Annotated in this window: 16 protein-coding genes and 1 tRNA gene; 7 read left to right on the top strand and 10 right to left on the bottom strand. The window is 41.5% G+C overall.

Annotation, left to right across the window (positions count from 1 at the left end; all coding sequences use genetic code 11):
• Window positions 1-355: 355 nt before the first annotated feature.
• A tRNA-Phe gene (locus COV43_04985) sits at window positions 356-428 on the bottom strand.
• Window positions 429-803: 375 nt separating this feature from the next.
• Between COV43_04985 and COV43_04980 the strand changes: the two genes are divergently transcribed.
• Window positions 804-1,322 carry a CarD family transcriptional regulator gene (locus COV43_04980; protein ID PIR25705.1) on the top strand — a complete coding sequence of 173 codons (519 nt, stop codon included), beginning with the start codon at window positions 804-806 and terminating at the stop codon, window positions 1,320-1,322.
• Window positions 1,323-1,594: 272 nt separating this feature from the next.
• Window positions 1,595-2,320: a hypothetical protein gene (locus tag COV43_04975; GenBank protein ID PIR25704.1), complete on the top strand. Its 726-nt coding sequence runs from the start codon at window positions 1,595-1,597 to the stop codon at window positions 2,318-2,320.
• 4 nt (window positions 2,321-2,324) lie between these two features.
• On the opposite strand, the gene COV43_04970 is transcribed toward COV43_04975, so the two are convergent.
• The 4 genes from COV43_04970 to COV43_04955 are packed head-to-tail and all read right to left on the bottom strand — an operon-like array spanning window position 2,325 to window position 6,970.
• Complete coding sequence (locus COV43_04970; GenBank protein ID PIR25703.1) at window positions 2,325-4,331, bottom strand: methionine--tRNA ligase; 2,007 nt, start codon at window positions 4,329-4,331, stop codon at window positions 2,325-2,327.
• Window positions 4,291-5,493: a stage 0 sporulation protein gene (locus COV43_04965; protein PIR25702.1), complete on the bottom strand. Its 1,203-nt coding sequence runs from the start codon at window positions 5,491-5,493 to the stop codon at window positions 4,291-4,293. Before COV43_04965 ends, COV43_04970 begins: the two co-directional genes overlap by 41 nt.
• A complete protein-coding gene (gene holB, locus COV43_04960; protein ID PIR25701.1) occupies window positions 5,372-6,307 on the bottom strand; it encodes a DNA polymerase III subunit delta' in 936 nt (311 codons plus the stop codon). Before holB ends, COV43_04965 begins: the two co-directional genes overlap by 122 nt.
• A gap of 12 nt (window positions 6,308-6,319) precedes the next feature.
• Window positions 6,320-6,970 carry a dTMP kinase gene (locus COV43_04955; protein ID PIR25700.1) on the bottom strand — a complete coding sequence of 217 codons (651 nt, stop codon included), beginning with the start codon at window positions 6,968-6,970 and terminating at the stop codon, window positions 6,320-6,322.
• Between the two features lie 395 nt (window positions 6,971-7,365).
• Between COV43_04955 and COV43_04950 the strand changes: the two genes are divergently transcribed.
• Entirely contained in the window at window positions 7,366-7,572 is a 207-nt protein-coding gene (locus COV43_04950; GenBank protein ID PIR25699.1) for a hypothetical protein, read from the top strand.
• 195 nt (window positions 7,573-7,767) lie between these two features.
• On the opposite strand, the gene COV43_04945 is transcribed toward COV43_04950, so the two are convergent.
• The gene (locus COV43_04945) at window positions 7,768-9,270 is read right to left on the bottom strand and encodes a leucyl aminopeptidase (protein PIR25698.1); all 1,503 of its coding nucleotides are present in this window, start codon (window positions 9,268-9,270) and stop codon (window positions 7,768-7,770) included.
• A 149-nt stretch (window positions 9,271-9,419) separates the two neighbouring features.
• On the opposite strand from COV43_04945, the gene COV43_04940 reads away from it, so the two are divergent.
• Window positions 9,420-10,199 (top strand): hypothetical protein, encoded by a 780-nt coding sequence (locus COV43_04940; GenBank protein ID PIR25697.1) that lies wholly within the window; start codon window positions 9,420-9,422, stop codon window positions 10,197-10,199.
• Window positions 10,196-10,666 (top strand): hypothetical protein, encoded by a 471-nt coding sequence (locus COV43_04935; protein ID PIR25696.1) that lies wholly within the window; start codon window positions 10,196-10,198, stop codon window positions 10,664-10,666. Before COV43_04940 ends, COV43_04935 begins: the two co-directional genes overlap by 4 nt.
• Before the next feature lies 1 nt (window position 10,667).
• Here COV43_04935 and COV43_04930 read toward each other — a convergent pair whose 3' ends face one another.
• Both COV43_04930 and COV43_04925 read right to left on the bottom strand, forming a co-directional pair.
• The gene (locus COV43_04930) at window positions 10,668-11,132 is read right to left on the bottom strand and encodes a hypothetical protein (protein PIR25695.1); all 465 of its coding nucleotides are present in this window, start codon (window positions 11,130-11,132) and stop codon (window positions 10,668-10,670) included.
• Window positions 11,116-11,433: a hypothetical protein gene (locus tag COV43_04925; GenBank protein ID PIR25694.1), complete on the bottom strand. Its 318-nt coding sequence runs from the start codon at window positions 11,431-11,433 to the stop codon at window positions 11,116-11,118. The genes COV43_04930 and COV43_04925 overlap by 17 nt, the downstream gene beginning before the upstream one ends.
• Before the next feature lie 170 nt (window positions 11,434-11,603).
• Between COV43_04925 and COV43_04920 the strand changes: the two genes are divergently transcribed.
• On the top strand, window positions 11,604-12,719 hold the full coding sequence (locus COV43_04920; protein PIR25693.1) for a hypothetical protein: 1,116 nt from the start codon (window positions 11,604-11,606) through the stop codon (window positions 12,717-12,719).
• A 165-nt stretch (window positions 12,720-12,884) separates the two neighbouring features.
• Entirely contained in the window at window positions 12,885-15,191 is a 2,307-nt protein-coding gene (locus tag COV43_04915) for a hypothetical protein (protein PIR25692.1), read from the top strand.
• A gap of 275 nt (window positions 15,192-15,466) precedes the next feature.
• Here COV43_04915 and bamA read toward each other — a convergent pair whose 3' ends face one another.
• On the bottom strand, window positions 15,467-18,178 hold the full coding sequence (gene bamA, locus COV43_04910) for an outer membrane protein assembly factor BamA (protein PIR25691.1): 2,712 nt from the start codon (window positions 18,176-18,178) through the stop codon (window positions 15,467-15,469).
• A gap of 29 nt (window positions 18,179-18,207) precedes the next feature.
• Window positions 18,208-19,246, bottom strand: a 1,039-nt coding sequence (locus tag COV43_04905; protein ID PIR25709.1) for a hypothetical protein, incomplete at its 5' end; no start/stop codon positions are given.

The raw sequence follows: 19,246 nt of genomic DNA, 5'->3' as shown, positions 1-19,246 counted from the left end.
AAAAGAGAAGAGAATATTTCATTGTTTTTGCCTCTTTTGGCAAAGTGCCATATTGAGGGCCTTTGCTGAGGGGTGGATTAAAAAAATCAATTATTTTAGCAACTTTTTTCCACACCAACCGATACTATATTGTGAGACATCAAAGGTTCAAATGAGATGAGACGGGGGAGCTTTCGAAAGGAAGCTTCTCCATTTTTTTTGAACAAGTTAGGCTCACAAGGGTTAAAGGAGGGTTAGGGAAAGTCCAATTTCCAGCTACGAGTTCTTCGTGCCTGGTTCCCCTCCAAAAAGAAGAAGAAAAAAACCAGTCATCCACTCTGAACTAAAAACTCAAAACGAACAACTGGTTTCAATGTGGACAGGGAGGGAATCGAACCCCCGACACGAGGATTTTCAATCCTCTGCTCTACCGACTGAGCTACCTGTCCTCTGTTTGAGGCTGATAACACTAGCTTTTTAGGGCGTGCTTCAAAAAGATTTCGAGTAGATAGAGAACTGCGAGCGTAATGTCAACACTTAGTCTAGCGCTAAAGCAGGGGAGTAAAAGAGGAAGCTGCAAGTGTTTCTCCCGCAAAAAAAATGAAGCAGAAACGGGGAAAATGGTTTTTGGTGAAGCGAAAAGAAGACAAGGGCAGCTTAGTCCTTGATAGTTAAAAGATTTTAAAAAACAGTTGTTTAGATTGTTTAGTTCGTTGACGGTGGCCATTTACTGTGGTATAAGCTCGGCCGAGTAGAGAGATGGAAAACACTTAAATATTTGAAATTATTTATAAAATTTCATGTTTGTAAGGGAGGGTAGTGTGATGGTTGATTCAATTTTGAATAAAGAATTCAAAGTAGGTGACATGGCTGTTTATCCAGCTCATGGGGTTGGTGTTGTCGACTCTATCGAGATGAGAGAAATTGCTGGGCACAAGCAAAAGTTCTACATTTTGCGCATCATGGACACCGGTATGACGGTTATGGTTCCGGTGGGCAATGTTCGCAACGTTGGCCTTCGCGAAGTGGTGGGCAAAAGTGAAATTGGCATCGTGTACGAAATTTTGCGTGAGCGCGATATTTCTATCAACGAGCAAACGTGGAACAGACGTTATCGTGAGTACATGGACAAAATTAAAACAGGTTCCATTTACGAAATCGCCGAAGTGCTGCGCGATTTAATGCTGATGCGTTTTGACAAAGAACTTTCGTTTGGCGAACGCAAAATGTTGGATACTGCAAAAACTCTCATTGTAAAAGAGTTGGCAGTTTCACAAAAGCAAGATGAAAGTGCGATTGAAATTGAGATCGAAGAAATTTTTACACTTGCTACAGCTTCATAAACTAAAGAAAATTTTATCAAAAGAGCAGCCTTCAACAGCTGCTCTTTTTTTTATTATTCCCAATGACTTTAATTCTCCTGTCATCACGAGGAGCGTAGCGACGTGGTGATCTCCTCAGTCAATTACCAGAAGAGGGGATTGCCACTCCGCCATAGGCGGATCGCAATGACAATGAATTGACTAAATTGCTAGATTCCCAATTCAACTATTCGGGAAGAACAAACAAAAGCAGTCCTTGCTCAAAAAGGTAATCTTCGTTACACTCGCGCCTCATGAAAAATCAATTCGACATTCCAGTAAACTTGGATGACCTGCTCGCGGAATCGAGTGTCAGGCAGCAAGTGATTGGCAGCTGGGGATTTCATTCCAATATCAATTTTGCGTCTATGAAACCTGAAGAAAGCAATGTGTGGTTTTTTGAGCAGACCTTCAATTTTTTGCGCGCCTTTTTTGGTTTAGTGGTTCCAGATAATCTTGAAATCAGTACTTACAATGGTGCTCAACAAATTAAACGTGAAAATTTAAATCAAATGACTTTTTTGGATGAGTACATGTTGATCTTAAAAAATCTGAAAGAACACATTTGGGTTTCGCGGCTCAATTTGAACATTGTTGGTTTTCTCCGCACTGACTTCAACCCTGATGTTTCGGTGCGCTTGCAAATTCAAGAGCCCGCAAGTTTTGTGGTGTGGGGAGGTCCAGACGAAAGTGGATTTCAAAGTTTTCAAGTTGGGTATCGACTTTTTGCAGAGCAAAATATTGAGGGTGAACACAACATGCTGTGGTCAATGAATCAGCCGTTGTTGCAAAAGGGATTAAGCAAATGGGAAAAACAATCGCACCACAAAATTGAAGTGGTACAAAGTAACTCCGATGACTTGCCATTGTATCGCCATGGCTTTTCAAAACCTGCCACAAGAAAGCCAAAACCGAAACCAGTAGAAACTGGCCCGGTAGAAGATTTCTTTCCTGATTTAGATGATTTAACGATTAAGTAAAAACTTACTTCACCTTAGCGCCAGAGCTGATGCTGGCCAGCGGGCTAACCAAGGTAAGCATGTCATCGTTGCTGGCGGCTAAAATCATACCTTCAGATTCTACTCCGCGGAGTTTTACGGGTTTGAGGTTGGTGACAACCACCACTTGTTTTCCGATGAGTTCTTCTGGTGCAAAATGTTTTGCGATGCCCGAAACAATTTGGCGTTTTTCTTCGCCAAGTTCCACTTGAAATTTGAGCAGTTTGTCTGCGCCTTCAATTTTTTCAGCTTCTAAGATGGTAGCGATTTTTAATTCTACTTTTGCAAAGTCTTCGATGCCAATGTATTCGTTTTGTGCTTGATCCATTTTTTTCTCCGGTTTTACGTTTGATTTTTTCGGTGTTTCTTTTTGCTCAGGTTTTTTCTCGAGTTCAATGCGCGGGAAGAGTGAATCTGATTGAGAAATTATTATTTCGTGATTACTCCAAAGAATCCACTTACAAGTTTTTTCTAGGTCAACGGATTTAAGATTCCCGTCGAAAGCAAACCCAAGTTGCTTCCACATTTTTTCAGCTGTATCTGGAAGAAAAACTGAAAGCAGTGGAGTGACGATGCGTAAAGATTCTAGAACGTGGGCCAAAATAGTGTTGATGCGTTCAAAGTTTTTCTCTTTTGCAAGTAACCATGGTTTTGTATCGTTGATATACTTATCAGCCGCAGCCATGCATTCCCAAAGGCTTAGAAGGGCGTTGTGAAATTGGATGTCACCTTTTTCACCCGACAAGTCTTCTTTGAAGTGGCCAAAAATTTTATGTGCACATTCTTTTAAATGAGAAGCAGCTTCGTCGAAATCAGAAGTGAGTTTTACTTTTCCTTCTAGATATTGCGTCGCCATGCCTACCGTTCGGCTGACTAAGTTGCCAAGGCCATTTGCCAGTTCGCCGTTGTAGCGATGAACAAAATTTTCCCAGATGAAATCGCTGTCGTTTCCAAAGCTGCCTTCGCGCATAAGGTAATAGCGAAGTGCATCGGCGCCATAGGTTTTGGTGATGTCCAGCGGTGTTACTACATTGCCCAAGCTCTTGCTCATTTTTTCGCCTTTGAATGAAACAAAGCCGTGACCAAAAATGTGCGAAGGAAGCTTAATGCCAGCGCTCATCAGCATTGCCGGCCAGATGACACAATGAAAACGAGTGATGTCTTTTCCAATAATGTGGATAATGTTGGGATTGTTTTTCCAAAAATGTTCAAAGTTTTTTTCATCCCATCCATATCCAATTGCGGTTATGTAGTTAATTAACGCATCAAACCAAACGTACACAATATGCTTTGGATCGTTGGGAAGTGTTATGCCCCAATTGAAAGAAGAGCGTGAAACTGAAACATCTTCTAGGCCTTCACGAAGCAAACCTAAAATTTCATTTCGTCTTTTTGCAGGCTGAATAAAATCTGGATTTTTCTCAATATACTTTTGAAGTTTGTTTTGATATTTACGAAGCGCAAAAAAATAGTTGTCCTCCGAGATCCATCTGGCCTCGGTTTTATGTTGAGGACATTTTTTATCCACCAAATCTTTTTCAGTGTAATAAGCTTCGCAAGAATCGCAATACCAGCCTTCATATTTTGAAGAATAAATATCGCCATTATCTAAAATAGTTTGAAAAAGTTTTTGAACTCCTTTTTCATGATGCTCATCCGAAGTTTGAATGAAGCCGTCATAAGAAATGTTGAGCTCTTTCCACGTTGCCTCAAACTTTTTTCTCATTTCATCACAATAAGCTTTTGGGGAAAGCCCTTTTTCTTTTGCCGCTTTGTAGACGTTGATGCTGTGTTCGTCATTTCCCATTTGGAAACGAACATCATAGCCAAGCATGCGATGAAAACGTGCAAGAATATCGGCGCCAATTTTTTCGTAAGCGGTTCCAATATGTGGAGTGCTGTTCACATAGTCGATCGCCGTTGTGATGTAGTATGGGCTGTTCTTCATAGTCTTAGCTTTTGTTTTCTTTAGGAGGCGCAGGAGTTTTAGCATGTGGTTTTTGTCTATTGTTTCTTTTTGGTCCTTGCTTTTGATTGTTGCGAGGAGCTGACGGTTTTGAACTTATTTTTCGTTTTTTTTCTTCGATGCGTTTTTCAAATTTTTCTTGTCGTTCGCGTTGAAGTTCACCCTTTTTCTTTTCTTCACTTTGTCTCTGAGACATCACGCGTTCTCTTGCAATTTGCTTTGCGCCTTCTAGTTTGCTGCAATCGTTTGCAGAAAAAATATCTTCGCCGCCTTCATCGAGTCGGACTGAGTAGGTTCGTTTTAAAATATCAATGTTAAAAATAGTGCCGCTGCCTTTTGGTGTGGAAACTACAGACGAAATTTTGAAGAGGCCTTTTCTGTTTTCTTTGTACTGTTCATTTTCGTAAGCGAGGCAACATTTTAATCTTCCACACATTCCCGTAAGCTTTGCAGGATTTGGCGAGAGGCCTTGGTTTTTAGCCATGCCGATAGATATAGACTTGAAGCTTCGCAAAAAAGTGGAACAGCATGTGCTTACCTGCCCACATGCACCGAGGCAGCCTTTGTATTTTGCTTCGTCACGTGCGCCGATTTGCTTCATTTCGATGCGAAGTCGCAAGCTTGTGGCTAAGTCTTTCACCAAAGCTCTGAAATCAACGCGATCTTCTGCAAAAAAAGTGAACATGGCTTTTCGTCCATTTTCAACAATTTCGGCAAGCGTCAGTTTCATGGGAAGTTTTCGCTCTTTTACTTTTTGTTCACACACTGCCAAGTATTCCAAAGCTTTTTCTTTCAGTGCTCTATCGTGTGCAATGTCTTCTTTTGTGGCCACGTGAAGAATTTGCGGAATTTCTTCTTGTTGCGGCGCTTTGTCGTAAGAAGCTTTGATGACCGTGCCAAGTTTTTTGCCTTGCTGAGATTGAATCAGCACTTGTTCGCCTTGTTTAAACTCAAATTCTTTTGCAGAGCACACCACAATTTCACCGGCAGAATGAAACTGGATGCCGACGAAATGCTTTGTTTCAGCAGGTTTGCTGGCTTGTTGTTCTTGAGAAGAAGTTTCCATACTATCCTTTAAGCGTAAACAACAACTGCTCGAACAGCAACTGTTTATTTGCAGTGGTGTGGAGCAATTTTCTTGTTTCCATAATTGAGTGCAGCGATTTGTCTGCGTAGTCATTGCTGACATGGGCTGCTTTGGCTTCTTTGTAAATGAGGCCATGTTCATCTTGAGTTTGTTGATAATACAGCAAATCGCGATACCAGCTGGCAAGCAGTTCTAGAATGAGACCAGTCTGTTCATCTCTTGCCCATTCCTCACTCAGTGCAATAATGTCAGCTGCACTTCCTTTGTCAGAGAGCGCTTGAAAACGTTCGATGACCGAGCGAATAAAACGTGGATCAAGTTCTTTTGCAGTGCCAATGCTGCCTTGCGAAATCTTGGCAAGTTGATCAGCAGTTTCAGCTTCGATATTTTTTTCCTTTTGCAAGTACTTGCTCACAAGAGATTCTCCGAGTGGAGAAAAACGAATATGCTGACAGCGCGAGCGAATAGTTGCCAACACTTTGTACGGAAGATTGGTGATGAGAATAAAGTGCGTTTGAGGCGGTGGCTCTTCAAGTGTTTTCAGCAAAGCATTTGCGGCTGACTCGGTTAAAAGTTCGGCTTGTTTGATGATGACTACTTTTCGAGTGGATTCCAGCGGATGATATTGCAATTTGCTGGTGAGATTTCTCACTTGTCCAATTTTGATGCTTTCCTTTTCGGCTTCCAGTTGGAAAAAATCTGGATGCTGATTCTCTTGGATGCGTTTTGAAATTCTCTCAGCTTGCGTTTCATGCATTTCGTCAGTTAAGAGAGCAGTGGCAAACTGAGTGGCCATCAGTGTTTTCCCTACACCTTTGTGACCTGAAAAAAGATATGCGTAAGCAAGTTTCTTTTCAGCAATTGCTTTTTTCAGCAATCGCTTTTGTATTTGATGGCCTTTAATTTCTTCCCACATAATTGTTGATACTCACTTTTTTTTCGATGTGAAAAAAGTATCGAGAATTTTTTTCACTTGTTCAAAAACTTTTTCGGGAGAACCGCTTGCATCAATAATTTTTACGCGTTCAGGTTCATTTTTTGCGATCTGAAGATAAGCGCTGCGTACGGCTTCGTGAAATTGAAGCTGTTCGTCTTCAAATCTGCCTTCGTTTGCGTTTGCCTCTTGCTTGTTTCTGATGCGTGCTCGCGTCAATCCCATTTTGGCATCGAAGTCAAAAAGGAAAGTGAGTTGCGGCATGAGTCCGTCGGTTGCTGCTTGGTGCATGTTTTCAATGGTTTCACTTTTCAGTTTTCGCGCTGCACCTTGATAAGCCGTTGTTGCATCGGCGTAACGATCACAGAGAACAATTTTTCCTTCGAATAATGCTGGTTCAATCACTTCAGCAATATGCTGGCATCGTGAAGCTTCGTATAATAAAAGCTCGGTGATGGGGTGCATGTTCTTGTGTTCGGGTTTGAGTAAGATGCTGCGGATTTCATTGCCAATACTGGTTCCGCCAGGCTCGCGTGTGAGCACAAAGTTTTTCTTTTTTTCTTTCAAGTATTCAGCAACAAGCGCAATTTGCGTGCTTTTTCCCGAGCCTTCAATGCCCTCAAAACTGATAAATAAACCGCGCATTCTTAGTCTCCGGTGGATAAAGTGAGTTGTCTCTAATGACTTCCCACTCAAAGGTCAAGAAAATTGGCAGTGGAATATTGATGAAAAATCATTAAAAATCAAGAGTTTATCATGTTAATGCATGTTGAAAGAAACTTTTACCCTCTTTCAGCTGATAGCAATGAAGAAGGCTCTGAAGGCGAGTGAGAAGTTTATCTTATCACTGGATCTTGATGTAGTTAGAGCTGGTCCTTTTGACCTTGGGACAGCGTTTCATTTTGAGGCTTTTTTACAAGGAATGCCTTAAGAATATTCAGTTTTTTTAAATTTTTTAGCCATTTTAAAGAAAAAATTTTGGATTACGCAACTTTTGGGGTACAGTAGGCCGAGAATAGGGAGAAGGAGAAATGGGACCTATGGGATTTAAACTTAGCTCACTGCTCAATATCAACAAGCCTTTGTCTCCACGTGGAGATAGCTTGCTGAGTGAAGGAAAAAAATCTCCAGCGCCTTCAAAACCTTCAGACACTTATTCTAAAAACTCTCCCACAACTTTTGTTTCTCTTCTTGGAGAAAATCCTTCCACCATGATTGGCCTCAAACGTTTTCAGTCAAAGACCTAAGAAAAACATTATTATTCCATGATGAAGTATTCATAGAGACGCTTTGCAATGCGTCTCTACAATTATCGTATTATTTCGAAAAAATATGAAATTGTCAGAGGAGGTCCTTCATTTCATTCAGGACGACAAAGAGTGTGTCATTCCTGACAAACCAAAGACCATTGCCCTATTGTCCCATTGAACTATTGCTCAACATCATTTCCCGGAGAAGGAATGTAAGAAGTGCACAAAGCTTTGTACCAACGCACCCGTTCCACCTTTGGGGCAGAGTAAGCTGTCTTTGTCGGTATCTGAACAAGCTGCGATATCAAGATGTGCCCATTTTTTATCTTTTACAAACTGACTCAAAAATAAACCTGCTGTGATGGTTTGAGCACGCGAACCGCCAGCATTCATCAAATCTGCAGGTCCGGTCTGGATGGTTTTTAAATATTTTTGTTCGAGGGGAAGTTTCCACATATATTCTTCAGTGGCTTTTGCAGAAGCTAAAAGTTTTTTGCCAAGCTGTTCATCGTTTACCAGCAGAGCCGCATAGAGTTCACCAAGGGCAATAGGTGCTCCGCCAGTGAGAGTTGCGAAGTCGATAATGTAGTCGTGTTTGAAATCAGACGCGTAATCAAGCGCATCTGCAAGTAGCAAGCGGCCTTCAGCGTCGGTGGAAAGAATTTCAATTGTTTTTTGATTGCGCGCGCGGATGATATCGCCAGGTTTAAAGGCTTTTCCGCCGGGCATGTTTTCCGCCGATGGAATGTAGGCATCCACATTCACATTCGGTTTTGTTTGGGCGATGGCTTCCATAATACCCAACACCGTTCCGGCTCCGCCCATGTCGCCTTTCATTTCCCACATGCCTTTGGGTGGCTTCAGCGAGATACCGCCGGTATCAAAGGTGACACCTTTTCCCACAAGGGCAATGCTTGCCTTTGCATTTTTTGCTTTGTAGCGAAGATGAATAAAAGTTGGCTTCTCGGCAGATGCTTGTGAAACCGCAAGATGCGCCGTCATCTTTTCTTTTTTTATTTTTGCTTCATCCCAAATATCAACAAAAAGCTTGTGACGCTTTGCCACTTTTTCGGCTTCTTTAGCCAAGAGAGTTGGCGTGAGATCGTTTGAAGGAATGTTGATGAGGTCTCGGGTAAGCGTGATGCCATCTGCAATTGCGCGTGCTGTATCTATTGCGGTGTGCAAACTTTTTTTGGTGGACGAACACAAAAAACTAATTGCGGTAAGCTGAGGTTTGTTTTCTTGTTCTGTTTTGTAACGATTGAAACTGTAGCTGCCCAAGAGGAAACCTTGAACCATTGCGCTTAAGCGAGCTTCTGCTGAAAACTTTTTTATCTTTTTTTCTTCCAAAACAAGAGCAACTGTTTTTGCGCCAAGCTTTAAGGCTTCACGTTGAATTTGTGCTGCCAGAAGTTGAAGTGATTCGAGGCAAAGTTTTTCTTTTTCACCCAGGCCAATGACAAGAATGTTTTGAGCCCGTATTATTTTATGAGTGTAAATGGTTTGTGTTTCGAGTAATTTCCCACCAAAAGCCGAGTGCTTCAAGATCTCAGAAAGTTTTGCATCAAAAAGTTTATCCAGATTTTTTCCACCGTCTGCGGCTTGCATGCTAGGTGTTGTATCCTGAAAGCAGCCAACGACAACAAGATCAGCTGAAGTAGTGTGAAGATGTTCTTTTTTCAATTCGAAATTCATAGTTCCTCCGTAAATGGTGCACAGCTATAGCGTAGAGTCTAGCGAGATGTCCAGTTCATTTCTTTTTCTCTCCACATGCTGTTTGCGGGTATAATTTTCCGAAATTCTATTTTCTTGTTCTTCCTTTTTTTCTTGAGTATGAGAGGCGGATGCCATCAAAGTTTGAACATTATTTGCGCAAAGCTGTTTACAAATTGGGAAGCTTGCTTGAGCGCTTGATTCAAGAAAGCATAAAGCTTAAAGCCGACCTCAAACGGCAACGCGGCATCAAACCTGTGGTTGCGGTGAAAGAACAGTTTTCGAGTCAAAAAATTTTGCAATTGGTAAAAGCTGCCGAATCAGAAATTCTCAAAGTAAGTTTGCCCGAATTGCGTCACAAAAAAGCATTGGAAATTGCAGATGGTGAGCCGCTTTTGCTCAAAAGTTTTTTGCATCGCGGAGCCCAACTTTCTGTAGCTGTGGAAATGGGCAGCACTCACAATGTGAAGCAAGGAGATGAAACGACAGGATACCACGTGAAGGCGCGTGTTTCCGCCTTGCCGTTTGCTGATGAAAGTATCGATTATCTTGTGGCACGGCTTGCAACTCCACTAAAAGGAAATATGGAGCATGCTGTAAAAGAATTATCACGCGTGCTGAAACCAAAATCACAATCAGTGATTGTAGATTATCATCCTTATGCACAATTTTCTGAACCAGAGAAAACGAGCTATCGCACGGTTGGTATGAGTTTGCGAGGAGTTGAGGATTGTTACAAGTTGTGTCGAAAATATGGCTTTCGAGTTCTTGGTCTCAAAGAAGTTTTTTTGGATGAGCACATGAGAAATTGTTTTTCAGCAGACGAAATTTCGTTGTATCGCTCTTACAAAGGCACGCCACTTTTGCTTGCACTGTTTGTGTATAAAATACCTTCACAAAGGAAAGTATGAAGAAGAAAAATATCGAAACACTTTTAGAAGAATATTTTGTGGAACTTCCCGAGCCTTACACAAGGCCAAGTGGTATTTCGGCTTCACAAAAAATGGGAAAATATTTGCACATTAAGGGAGTGCTTCCATACCTTGATGGAAAGCTTTTCGCCAAAGGAAAAATAGGTGCAGTTGTGAGTGTTGATCAGGCTGCAAAAGCTGCCAGATCAGCGTTTCTTCAAGCTCTTGCCGTGGTGAAATATCAAAGTGAGTTTGAACTGAATGATATCAAATCGATTGTTTCTGTTGATGCCTATCTTGTGGCACAAGAAACGTTTACAGAACACTATAAAGTGCTTTCAAATGTGAGTGATTTTGTGGCAAAAATTTTTGGCCCAAAAGCTAGCTATGCTTCAACCTGTATTGCCGTGGAAAGCTTACCAGAGCAGGTTTCGGTGATGTTGGATGTGGTGATTGAGGTGAAGTGACCTACCGAATTTCGTTTTCAAAATGAGACTCAAGATGCTTTTGCAGCATGTGCTCGATTTTTCGAAGCAATGCTCGCAGGTGAAATGGTTTTGAAACATACTCATCTGCACCATGCTCTAGACCTTCAATACGATCGGCCTGAGAATCGCGCGCAGAGACGATGAGAATAAGAATGTCTTTGGTGAGTGAACCTGCTTTAAGTTTATTGCACACTTCAATACCAGAAATCTGCGGCATCATAATATCCAAAACAATAAGATGAGGTTTTTGTTGGTCGATAAGCGCATAAGCCTCCATGGCGTTGTAAGCATGAGCAACCGAGAAACCCTCTCGCTTCAACATTTTGCCGAGCATGGTGTGAATTTCGGGTTCGTCATCCACCACAAGAATGTGCGCTTTTTCACTCTGCTGATTGAGGGTGTTTTGAGCATCCTCTTTCTGCTTATTTTCACATTCTAAGTCCATGCGGCGAAGCTACGATACTTTTTGGATTTAGCAAGAAAAAAAACCGGCTTTCCCACACGCTTATTTTTTTTATCACCTTTTTACTCTTCTTGAGATCATACTGGTGGCAAGAAAATTTTCTGAATTTAATCTGGAAGCAACTCTCTGAGTTTTTTATGTTTTTTTGCTTGAATCTTCTAGAAAGAATCCCTATATTCCCACCCATTACTTGAGGGGGGATCAAGTTTTTGCTTGCTTGACAGGGGGAATGAAAAACGTTAAACCCCGCCCACCTTTTGATGGGCTTCAAGGTGAAGCCCATCTCTTTGACAAACTAAGAAACAAATTTTCATTCGGAAAACCGGTCATGAGAGGAGGTGAAACTCTCCAAAAGAAGACCACTCCGGAAGAAGTCATTTCACGTACGACATCATTGCCCGTTACATGTGCATGTAAGGATGCACATGTGTAAGTTAAAAGGAGAGAATTATCATGAAAAAATTATTTAGTTTAGTTGCTGTATTGGCTCTCGTTATTGCGAGCAATGCTAATGCTGCAGAAAAATATGTTGGCGGCGGTTTTGAAGCTGCTGGTAGTATCGTAACAGGTTTTGGTTTCCAACAAGGTACAACGAACGGCCATCCACAAGCTGGATTTGGTGTTCTTGGAAACTACGTTCCAACTAAAAGTGCTAAAGCAACTCAATTCAACTTCTTCGTTGATTCAGTTGAGTTAGACCTTATGAAGTCTTTCGGTGAGAACATTGCTTTCCGTTCTGACATCGATTTTCTTCGTAGTGCAGCTGGTGTATCTGCTGTTGCTTTAGAGCAAGCTTATGCAACTGCAAACATTCCAGTTGGAAACGGTGTTGAGTTCATGTTGGGACGTTTCAATGCGCCAATCGGCTTTGAGTCTGTTGACGTTATTGCAAACAGCACTATTTCTCAATCTCAAATCTTGAGAACTGGTCTTCGTCCTACAAACCTTACTGGTGCTAAACTTTACTATGCCTTCACTGACATGGTAGATTTGCATTGGTGGTTTGCAAACAACATGACAACTGACGTTGCTAATCCAGTAAACGATACGCTTCCATCTACTGGTATGCGTCTTGGTTTCAACTGGGGTGACGAAGGTATGGAATCTACTTTCGGCGTGTCTGGTGCTTACGGGTACGAGCAAGCTAAAGTGAAAGATCCATCTTTCCTAGGTGACTTGGATTGGAACTGGTGGTTGACTGAGTCTTTCGCGTTCGGTGGAGAAGTTCTTTTCCGTCGTGATAACAAAGTCAACGCTGCTGGAATAAACGCTGAAACTTTGGCTGGTCTTGTTAACTTGACCTACCAATTCAGCGACGTTTGGGATGGTACTTTCAAGTATGCGTTCACTAAGAACTACGACACTATACTTCTTCTTGGTGCTCAGGTTCCTGCTTGGGGTGGCTGGGAAGGATACAGCAATGAGTTCGCTCTTGCTGGTAGCTACGCTCTAGCTGATAACGCTAAAGTTATGCTTGAAGGTCATTTCGACTGGATTAAAACAGGTGCTGGTGCCAACGTTAAGTCTTACGACTACGGTGCTGCTCTTGCGTTCGGATACAACTTCTAATTTAAAGAGGTTTAACCGATACATTCAGAAAACCCCGGAGGGATTTCCCTTCGGGGTTTTTTTTGTGTTTTATCTCCTGAATATAATGAAGTTGGTTTATATTTCAATGCTTCTTGACTTTAGAAAGAACTCACATAAAAACAGACCCTCAGAAAAGGAGCTCATATGCTTGCAGTGGAATCACTTTGGATTACTTTTGGGCCGGTTGTTGTCATTAATATTTTAATGTTTGCTAGCATTTTTTATTATCGCTTTACCGGTGGTGCGAAATCGCATGGTTCTGAAGACGCGGCCAAACGTTCGAAATCAGTTTTTCTTTCTACGTTTTTTAAAGAGTGGTGGTTGTGGCTGAACCGACCCATTGCAGCTTTTTTTGTGCGATTGGGAATTAGTCCCAACATGCTTTCGTTCACGGGTTTTCTTTTTTCGTGCGTTGCGGCCGGCTTTTTTGCTGTGGGAAATTTTGGTTATGCGGGTTGGATTATGGTGTTTGGTGCAACTTTCGATTTCTTCGATGGGCAAGTGGCAAGGCTTACCAACCAAATGAGCCGCTCTGGCGCATTTTTCGATTCCACGATTGATCGTTTTGGTGAAGGCATTTGCTTTCTTGGCATTTCATATTACTTCCGCGAATCGTGGGTTTTCTTTTTTTGTATCTTAGCTCTCATCGGTTCCATGATGGTGAGTTATACCAGAGCAAGAGGCCAAGCCGTTGGTATCGACTGCAAAAAAGGATCGATGCAACGCCCGGAACGCGTAGTGTACATGGGCGTTGGCGCCATTCTCACTCCTTTCGCGTCTTTGCTGCTGATGAAGTTTTGGCCAACGCCGCCTCCTGTTTTAGTTATGGGCTCCATGGTGTTAATGGGAGTGATGACAAATGCAACTGCAGTTTATCGCATGATTTCCATTATGAACTCGCTTGATTCTGAAGATAAGAAAAAAGAAGAAGAAAGTTTGCCTCAAATTTTTGCAAAACTTGGAACGGCAAAAGGCCGAGAAGAGCTGTGGCAAAAAGCGCGCTACGGATATGAAAAAAAAGAACAGCAGCATAAACGAGTAGTGCTTTTTCTTACTGAAGAGTTGAGTTCAAAGCTTGTCCACACGTTGCTTTCTCAAGGCAAACTTCCGCATATTCAACAACATCTTCTCTTTCCAGGCGGAGAACTGCCGGTTGTTTCTAACTTTCCTGCAACGGCTGCTACAGCGCTTCCTCCGTTTGTTACGGGAAATTTTTCCGGAACGTGTGACATTCCTGGTGAGCGCTGGTTTGACAGAGCGGTTCCTGATCACAAAGTGTTAACCCTCAACCGTTTCCGCGATTACCAAGGCTTTGGTGCTTACGCGCTTGATTATGATTTAAGCGAACATGTTCGCACCATTTACGAATATTCGAAACAGGCCGTAAATATTTTTGGTTCGCTGAATAGAGGATGCGGACTTGTTCGTGATCCTGCTTTTTTCAAACATTGGAAAGAATATCACGAAGCCACATCTGAAAAATCTCGCGAAGCCTTACTGGAAACAAGTTTTCAGTGGTTTGAAAAAGCCTTGTTGAAAGAAAGCGATTTCATTTTGTTTATGGTGCCATCGTATTTGAAGCCATTGCAAAAAGATGGTGAAGACGCTCGCGCCGTTGCGTATCAAGAATTTGATGAAGTCTTTGGAAGGGCCGTTGAAATTCTGCAAAAAAATAATATGAAGGATGACAGCTTGTTGATGTTGTCGGGCTTATATGGATCCAGTGAAAAGAAACAGTCGTTTGATCTTGTTTCTTTTTTGAACGCGCGTCTCAAAACCATTTCTTGGCCCATCAAGCACAGATCATGGCTTGAATCGGACGCCATTGTGATGCCTTCTGGGCAAGCCATGGCGCACGTGTATTTCCGGGGAGAGCATACATGGCAACAAAATACTTTTTTTGAAGACATCGAGCAAAGTGGCTTGATTGGCGCACTTCTGGAACGCAATGAACTTGATATCATTGCTGCCAGAAGTAGTGAGGGCGGAATTTGTGTGGCCAGCAAACGCGGGCGGGCGCGCATTGCCGAAGATGTTGATGGCAGAATTGTGTATTTGCCAAAACGTGGCGATCCCTTTTCGTACAAACACATTTCGAGTAATCTCAATTCTAGAGAAGCTTTGCTGCAAACGGTGAAGAGTGAGTATCCAGATGCCATTATGCAACTGCTGCAACTTTTCCGTTCAAAGCGAACTGGGGATTTAGTCATCACGGCACAAAAAGGCATTTCACTTGTTGCAGAAGATAACTCAAAAAGAATTTATGGTGGTCTTGAAGCTGAACACCTTTTGGTACCTTTGTTTATGAACGAATGTCCAAATGCACATTCTTTAAGAACTGCGGATATTTTCACCTACATCATGGGTCAGCTTGGAATAAAACCTGCGCACAAATTTGATGGCCATCGCTTTGAAGAGTTTCCATCTTTAGAACGAGTGCTTGAAGCTTAGGGCGTGTCCTCAATCCGTTATAAATATATGAATTTATGTTTTGTCATCCTCGCGTACGCGGGGATCCAGGGATTAAAACACTTTGCTGTCATCCTGAGTGTAACGAAGGATCTCCTCTAACAATTGAACGAGGAGATTGCCACAGTCGCTACGCTCCTTCGCAATGACAGAGAATTATGGATCCCCTGGTCAAGCCAGAGGATGACAGTGATTTACATTTTTTTTGTTATCCTCGCCTGCGCGGGAATGACACTTCTCAAAATGAGGATCACGGCTTAAAAGACATAGCCGAAGGTGAAGTGAAATCGGTTTTTGTCTTCGCCGGGTTTGGGATCAAGCTTCCAAGCATAGTCAGCTCTGATGGGGCCTACCGGTGTGATGTATCTTAGTCCAAATCCAAACGAATGCCTTGCGCTGCTGGTTGTGAGTGAGCCAAAATCATTGGCGAGGTCACCGGCATCGTAAAAGACAGCGGTTTGGAGACTGCTTCCCAGTCTGATGCGAGCTTCTTCATTGAAGATCCAGCGAACTCGGCCTCCAACAGCTTGTCCGTTGGCATCAACCGGGCCAATAGTATCTTCCGAAAAACCGCGAATGGTATTATCTCCACCTAAAAAGAGAAGTTCATTGGTTGGAACCGATACATTAAAACCGAAAGTGTAGATGCGATTTCCCCTCACCACTGAATTAAAGGTGATCCATGAAAAGGGAGAAAAATTATATTCTGCCGAAAGAGAAAGTTCTATAAAGTTGGCTTGATTGCCTTTGATTTCGTTGAAGAGATCGGTGTTGTGCAAAAGAAAAAAACCTCTTCTTGGATCCGAAAAGGAATCTCGCGTATCGTAACTTTCTGATACAGAAGTTTTGGTAATGGTGTTGTTTCTTAAGCTTTGAGCATCGGCTGCTGCGCTGCTTCCTTCTACAAAATAATTGCGATCAATTTCAAGTTTGAACAGCAAACCGAGTCGGCGGAAACGTCGGAAAAATCCGCTTGAGCCGCCAAGTTGAATATAATTGAAAGTAGGTTCCTTTTTATATTGAACCCAACTGTTTGCATTAAACTCGAAACTGGATCCCAAAAAGCTTGAGTCAATCCAGCCTAACTCTGCGCGCGACACTTCTTGACCGGTGGTGAAGGTGAGCGTGTTTCGTTTGGCCCAGCCGAAAGCATTGAGATTGGTAAAGCGAAGCGAGCCGGAATATTTTTCATCGGTAGTGTAAGCAATTTCCATATCAAGCAAGAATGGACGTTCTTCATCAACCTTTACACGCAGGTGAATCACATCTTCTTTTTCTTTCAGTCCGATGGTTTCAATTGCAACCGACGAGAAAGCCCCAAGCCGTCTCACTCTAAGCTGAGCATCAAGAATTTTTTTATAGCTAAAAGGATCGGAACTTTTTATGCCCATCGCTTTTTTTATGGCGTTTTGACTTGTGATCAAATCACCAATAACTAAAATTTCGCCAATGATAGCAGGTTTTCCTTCGTGAATTTCGTAAACAACCGCAGCTTTTTGTGTTTCAGGATCGATGGAAAAACGTTCTTTAATTTCAGCATACGGATAACCGTTGTCAGCATAGAAAATGAGCAGGCTTTGTTTTTCTCGCAAAAGATTTGGTTCGTAAAACACATCTTCCTCGAGATATTTAAGAATCGTTTTAAGTTTTTTTGCTTTAAATGAATTGTTTCCTTCGAATGAAATAGTGCCAAGAGTAATTTGATCACCAGGATTTACCGGAATAGTTATGGAAATGGGAAAATTCATTTTGGGATGATTTGTTTTCCACGCTTCAACTTGCGCGTCTGTATATCCCAGTGCTTTCAGATTTTCCTCAACGGTGTTTAAATCAGTGGCTTCAAATTGGGGCAAGTGGGGAGCGGGATTTCCAAAACTTCTTTCGGTGTTGATCATGCCAGCTTTAAGGTTGTCTTCTGAAATGGAATTGGCATTTTCGAAACTGATATCTTTTATGTACTGATGTGTTCCTTCATCAATAGTGAAGATGATGTGATAGAGTTGTTCATTTATTTTTTTTCGCGAGCTTGTTATTGTTGCATTTGGATAAGCCAGTTTTGCATAAAGATCTTTGATGCGTTTTTCACTTTCTTCGATTTCGAAACCATCAAAACTTCCTTCTTGAAAAATACTTATGGTGTCTCTTAAGGTTTTATACCTCACACGCTCATTCCCTCTAAAGGAAACTTTCACCTGCGGTCCTTCTTCAACAGAGAGAAGAAGATTTATTTTATTTTGTTCATAATCAATATCTTTTTCTTCCACTTGAACTTTTGCTCTTGGATAACCGTTCATCCTGTACAATTCGTTCAGATTTCTGATGGACTGCTTCAAACGACTTTCGGAATAGGCTTTCAAGGGATTAATAAGGGAAACAAATCTGCCTTTTGGAAAAGCCGTATTTCCCACCACTTCGATTTTTTTGTATCTGAGTATTTCTCCTCTTAGAATATGAAAGATGAGAGCTATTCCATTTTTTTCTGGCTCGAATTCTTCTTGAATTTCAACTTCTGTGTTGATGTACCCTTGGCGTTTGTAGAAATTTATAATAATTTCTTTTTGTTTTTCTACTGTGCCATGCGTGTAAATATTTCCAGCTTGTAGAGTGAGATACTTTCGAATTTTGTTTTGAACGTAAGGAAAATTCCCAGAGATTTCGACAAGAGAAACAACGGTTGCTTCTTTTAAATTAAAGACCACGTTAATTCCAAATTTTTCAGCTTCAAAATGCACCGCTATTGTATCGAAGACACCCCATTTTCTGAGGGCATTCAAGGATTGATCGATGCGTTGGATGCTAAACTTTTCGCCTACTTCGAGAGGAATCACGCTTAAGAAGGTTTCTTCTTTAATGGTTGAGAGGCCATTGAGCGTGATTTTACAAACCGTATCAATACCATTGCTTGCAAGAGATGGTTTGCAAAAAAGAAAAACAAAAAGAAACAAAAGGGTTAAAAATTTTTTTATCATAAAAATAGTATCTCAAGTGAAGAAGTTGTTTAACGCAAACGAAATCGAATTGTTGCAACAAGTCCGTAGCGATTTTTATTTCCCTGAATACCTTTGATCAAGAGATTATCTGTAATGAGGTATTCTGTCGTGATGGTTTGTTCTGCATCTTCGGTGTTAATGTCGGTGGAAAAGTCGATGCTGAGCCTGTCCGAGAGCTGCTTACCAACAAAAACTCGAGATGTTCCTTGTGCTTTATTGTCGGCCGCTTCAAGTCGAAAAATATCGAGGTGAGCAAAACGAGAAACTGGCCGTTCAATAATACTTGTAATTTGTGATGCAATAATCTGAGTTGAAAAAGAGCCTTGTTTTTGATTTTCTCTTGCAAGCTCTTGTCGCTCACTTTCAGTTATTCCATAAGCGATAAGCGAGATGACATCACGTTTTTCCAATGGACCACTTGCTGAAGTGGCGGAAAGGTCTAAATTTAAATTGTCTGTTGTTCCATAAAGATCAAGATTAACGTTGTAGGCATTTACTTCTTTTTGAGCTTTCAACTCTAAATAAGGAACATTGTAAGGCGCTCTCAGTTCAATAAAACCTTTGATGATTTCAAAGTTGAGGCCCAGATAATAGATGGTTCCTTCTTCAACTTTTACTACACCTTTTATGTTTGGTTTTTGTCTTGTGCCAGATGCAGCTATATCAATGTTTAGGCCGATGTCACCAATGTTGTTCTTGATGAAAAAATCGCCAGAATTTTTTATTTTTAAATCGAGTTTTGGATCAAAAATAATTTCTTCTTCTTCAATTTTTTTAGCGAGTCTTCTTTTTCCTTCTGTGAGGACATCGGTGATATTAAAATCTTCAGTATAGCGACCATCCAAAAGTGAAATGTTTCCCGAAAGAAGGGGGCTTGGCATGTTGCCATTAAGATGAAGATCTCCATCAAATTCCAATCGGACGGTTCTATCGTTGCTGCGGTACGTAAGTGAATGTGCTATAAGATCAATGGCCAATGCATCAAGCGCTTTATTTTTGTGAGTGATATAACCGTTCAGCGTAAAGCTGCCACTATCAACTTCGGCT

It is taken from the genome of Deltaproteobacteria bacterium CG11_big_fil_rev_8_21_14_0_20_42_23, assembly GCA_002796345.1.
Classification (GTDB): Bacteria; UBA10199; UBA10199; order 2-02-FULL-44-16; family 2-02-FULL-44-16; genus 1-14-0-20-42-23.
Note: the sequence above shows the minus strand (reverse complement) of the source record. Positions and strands in the feature narration are given on the sequence as shown.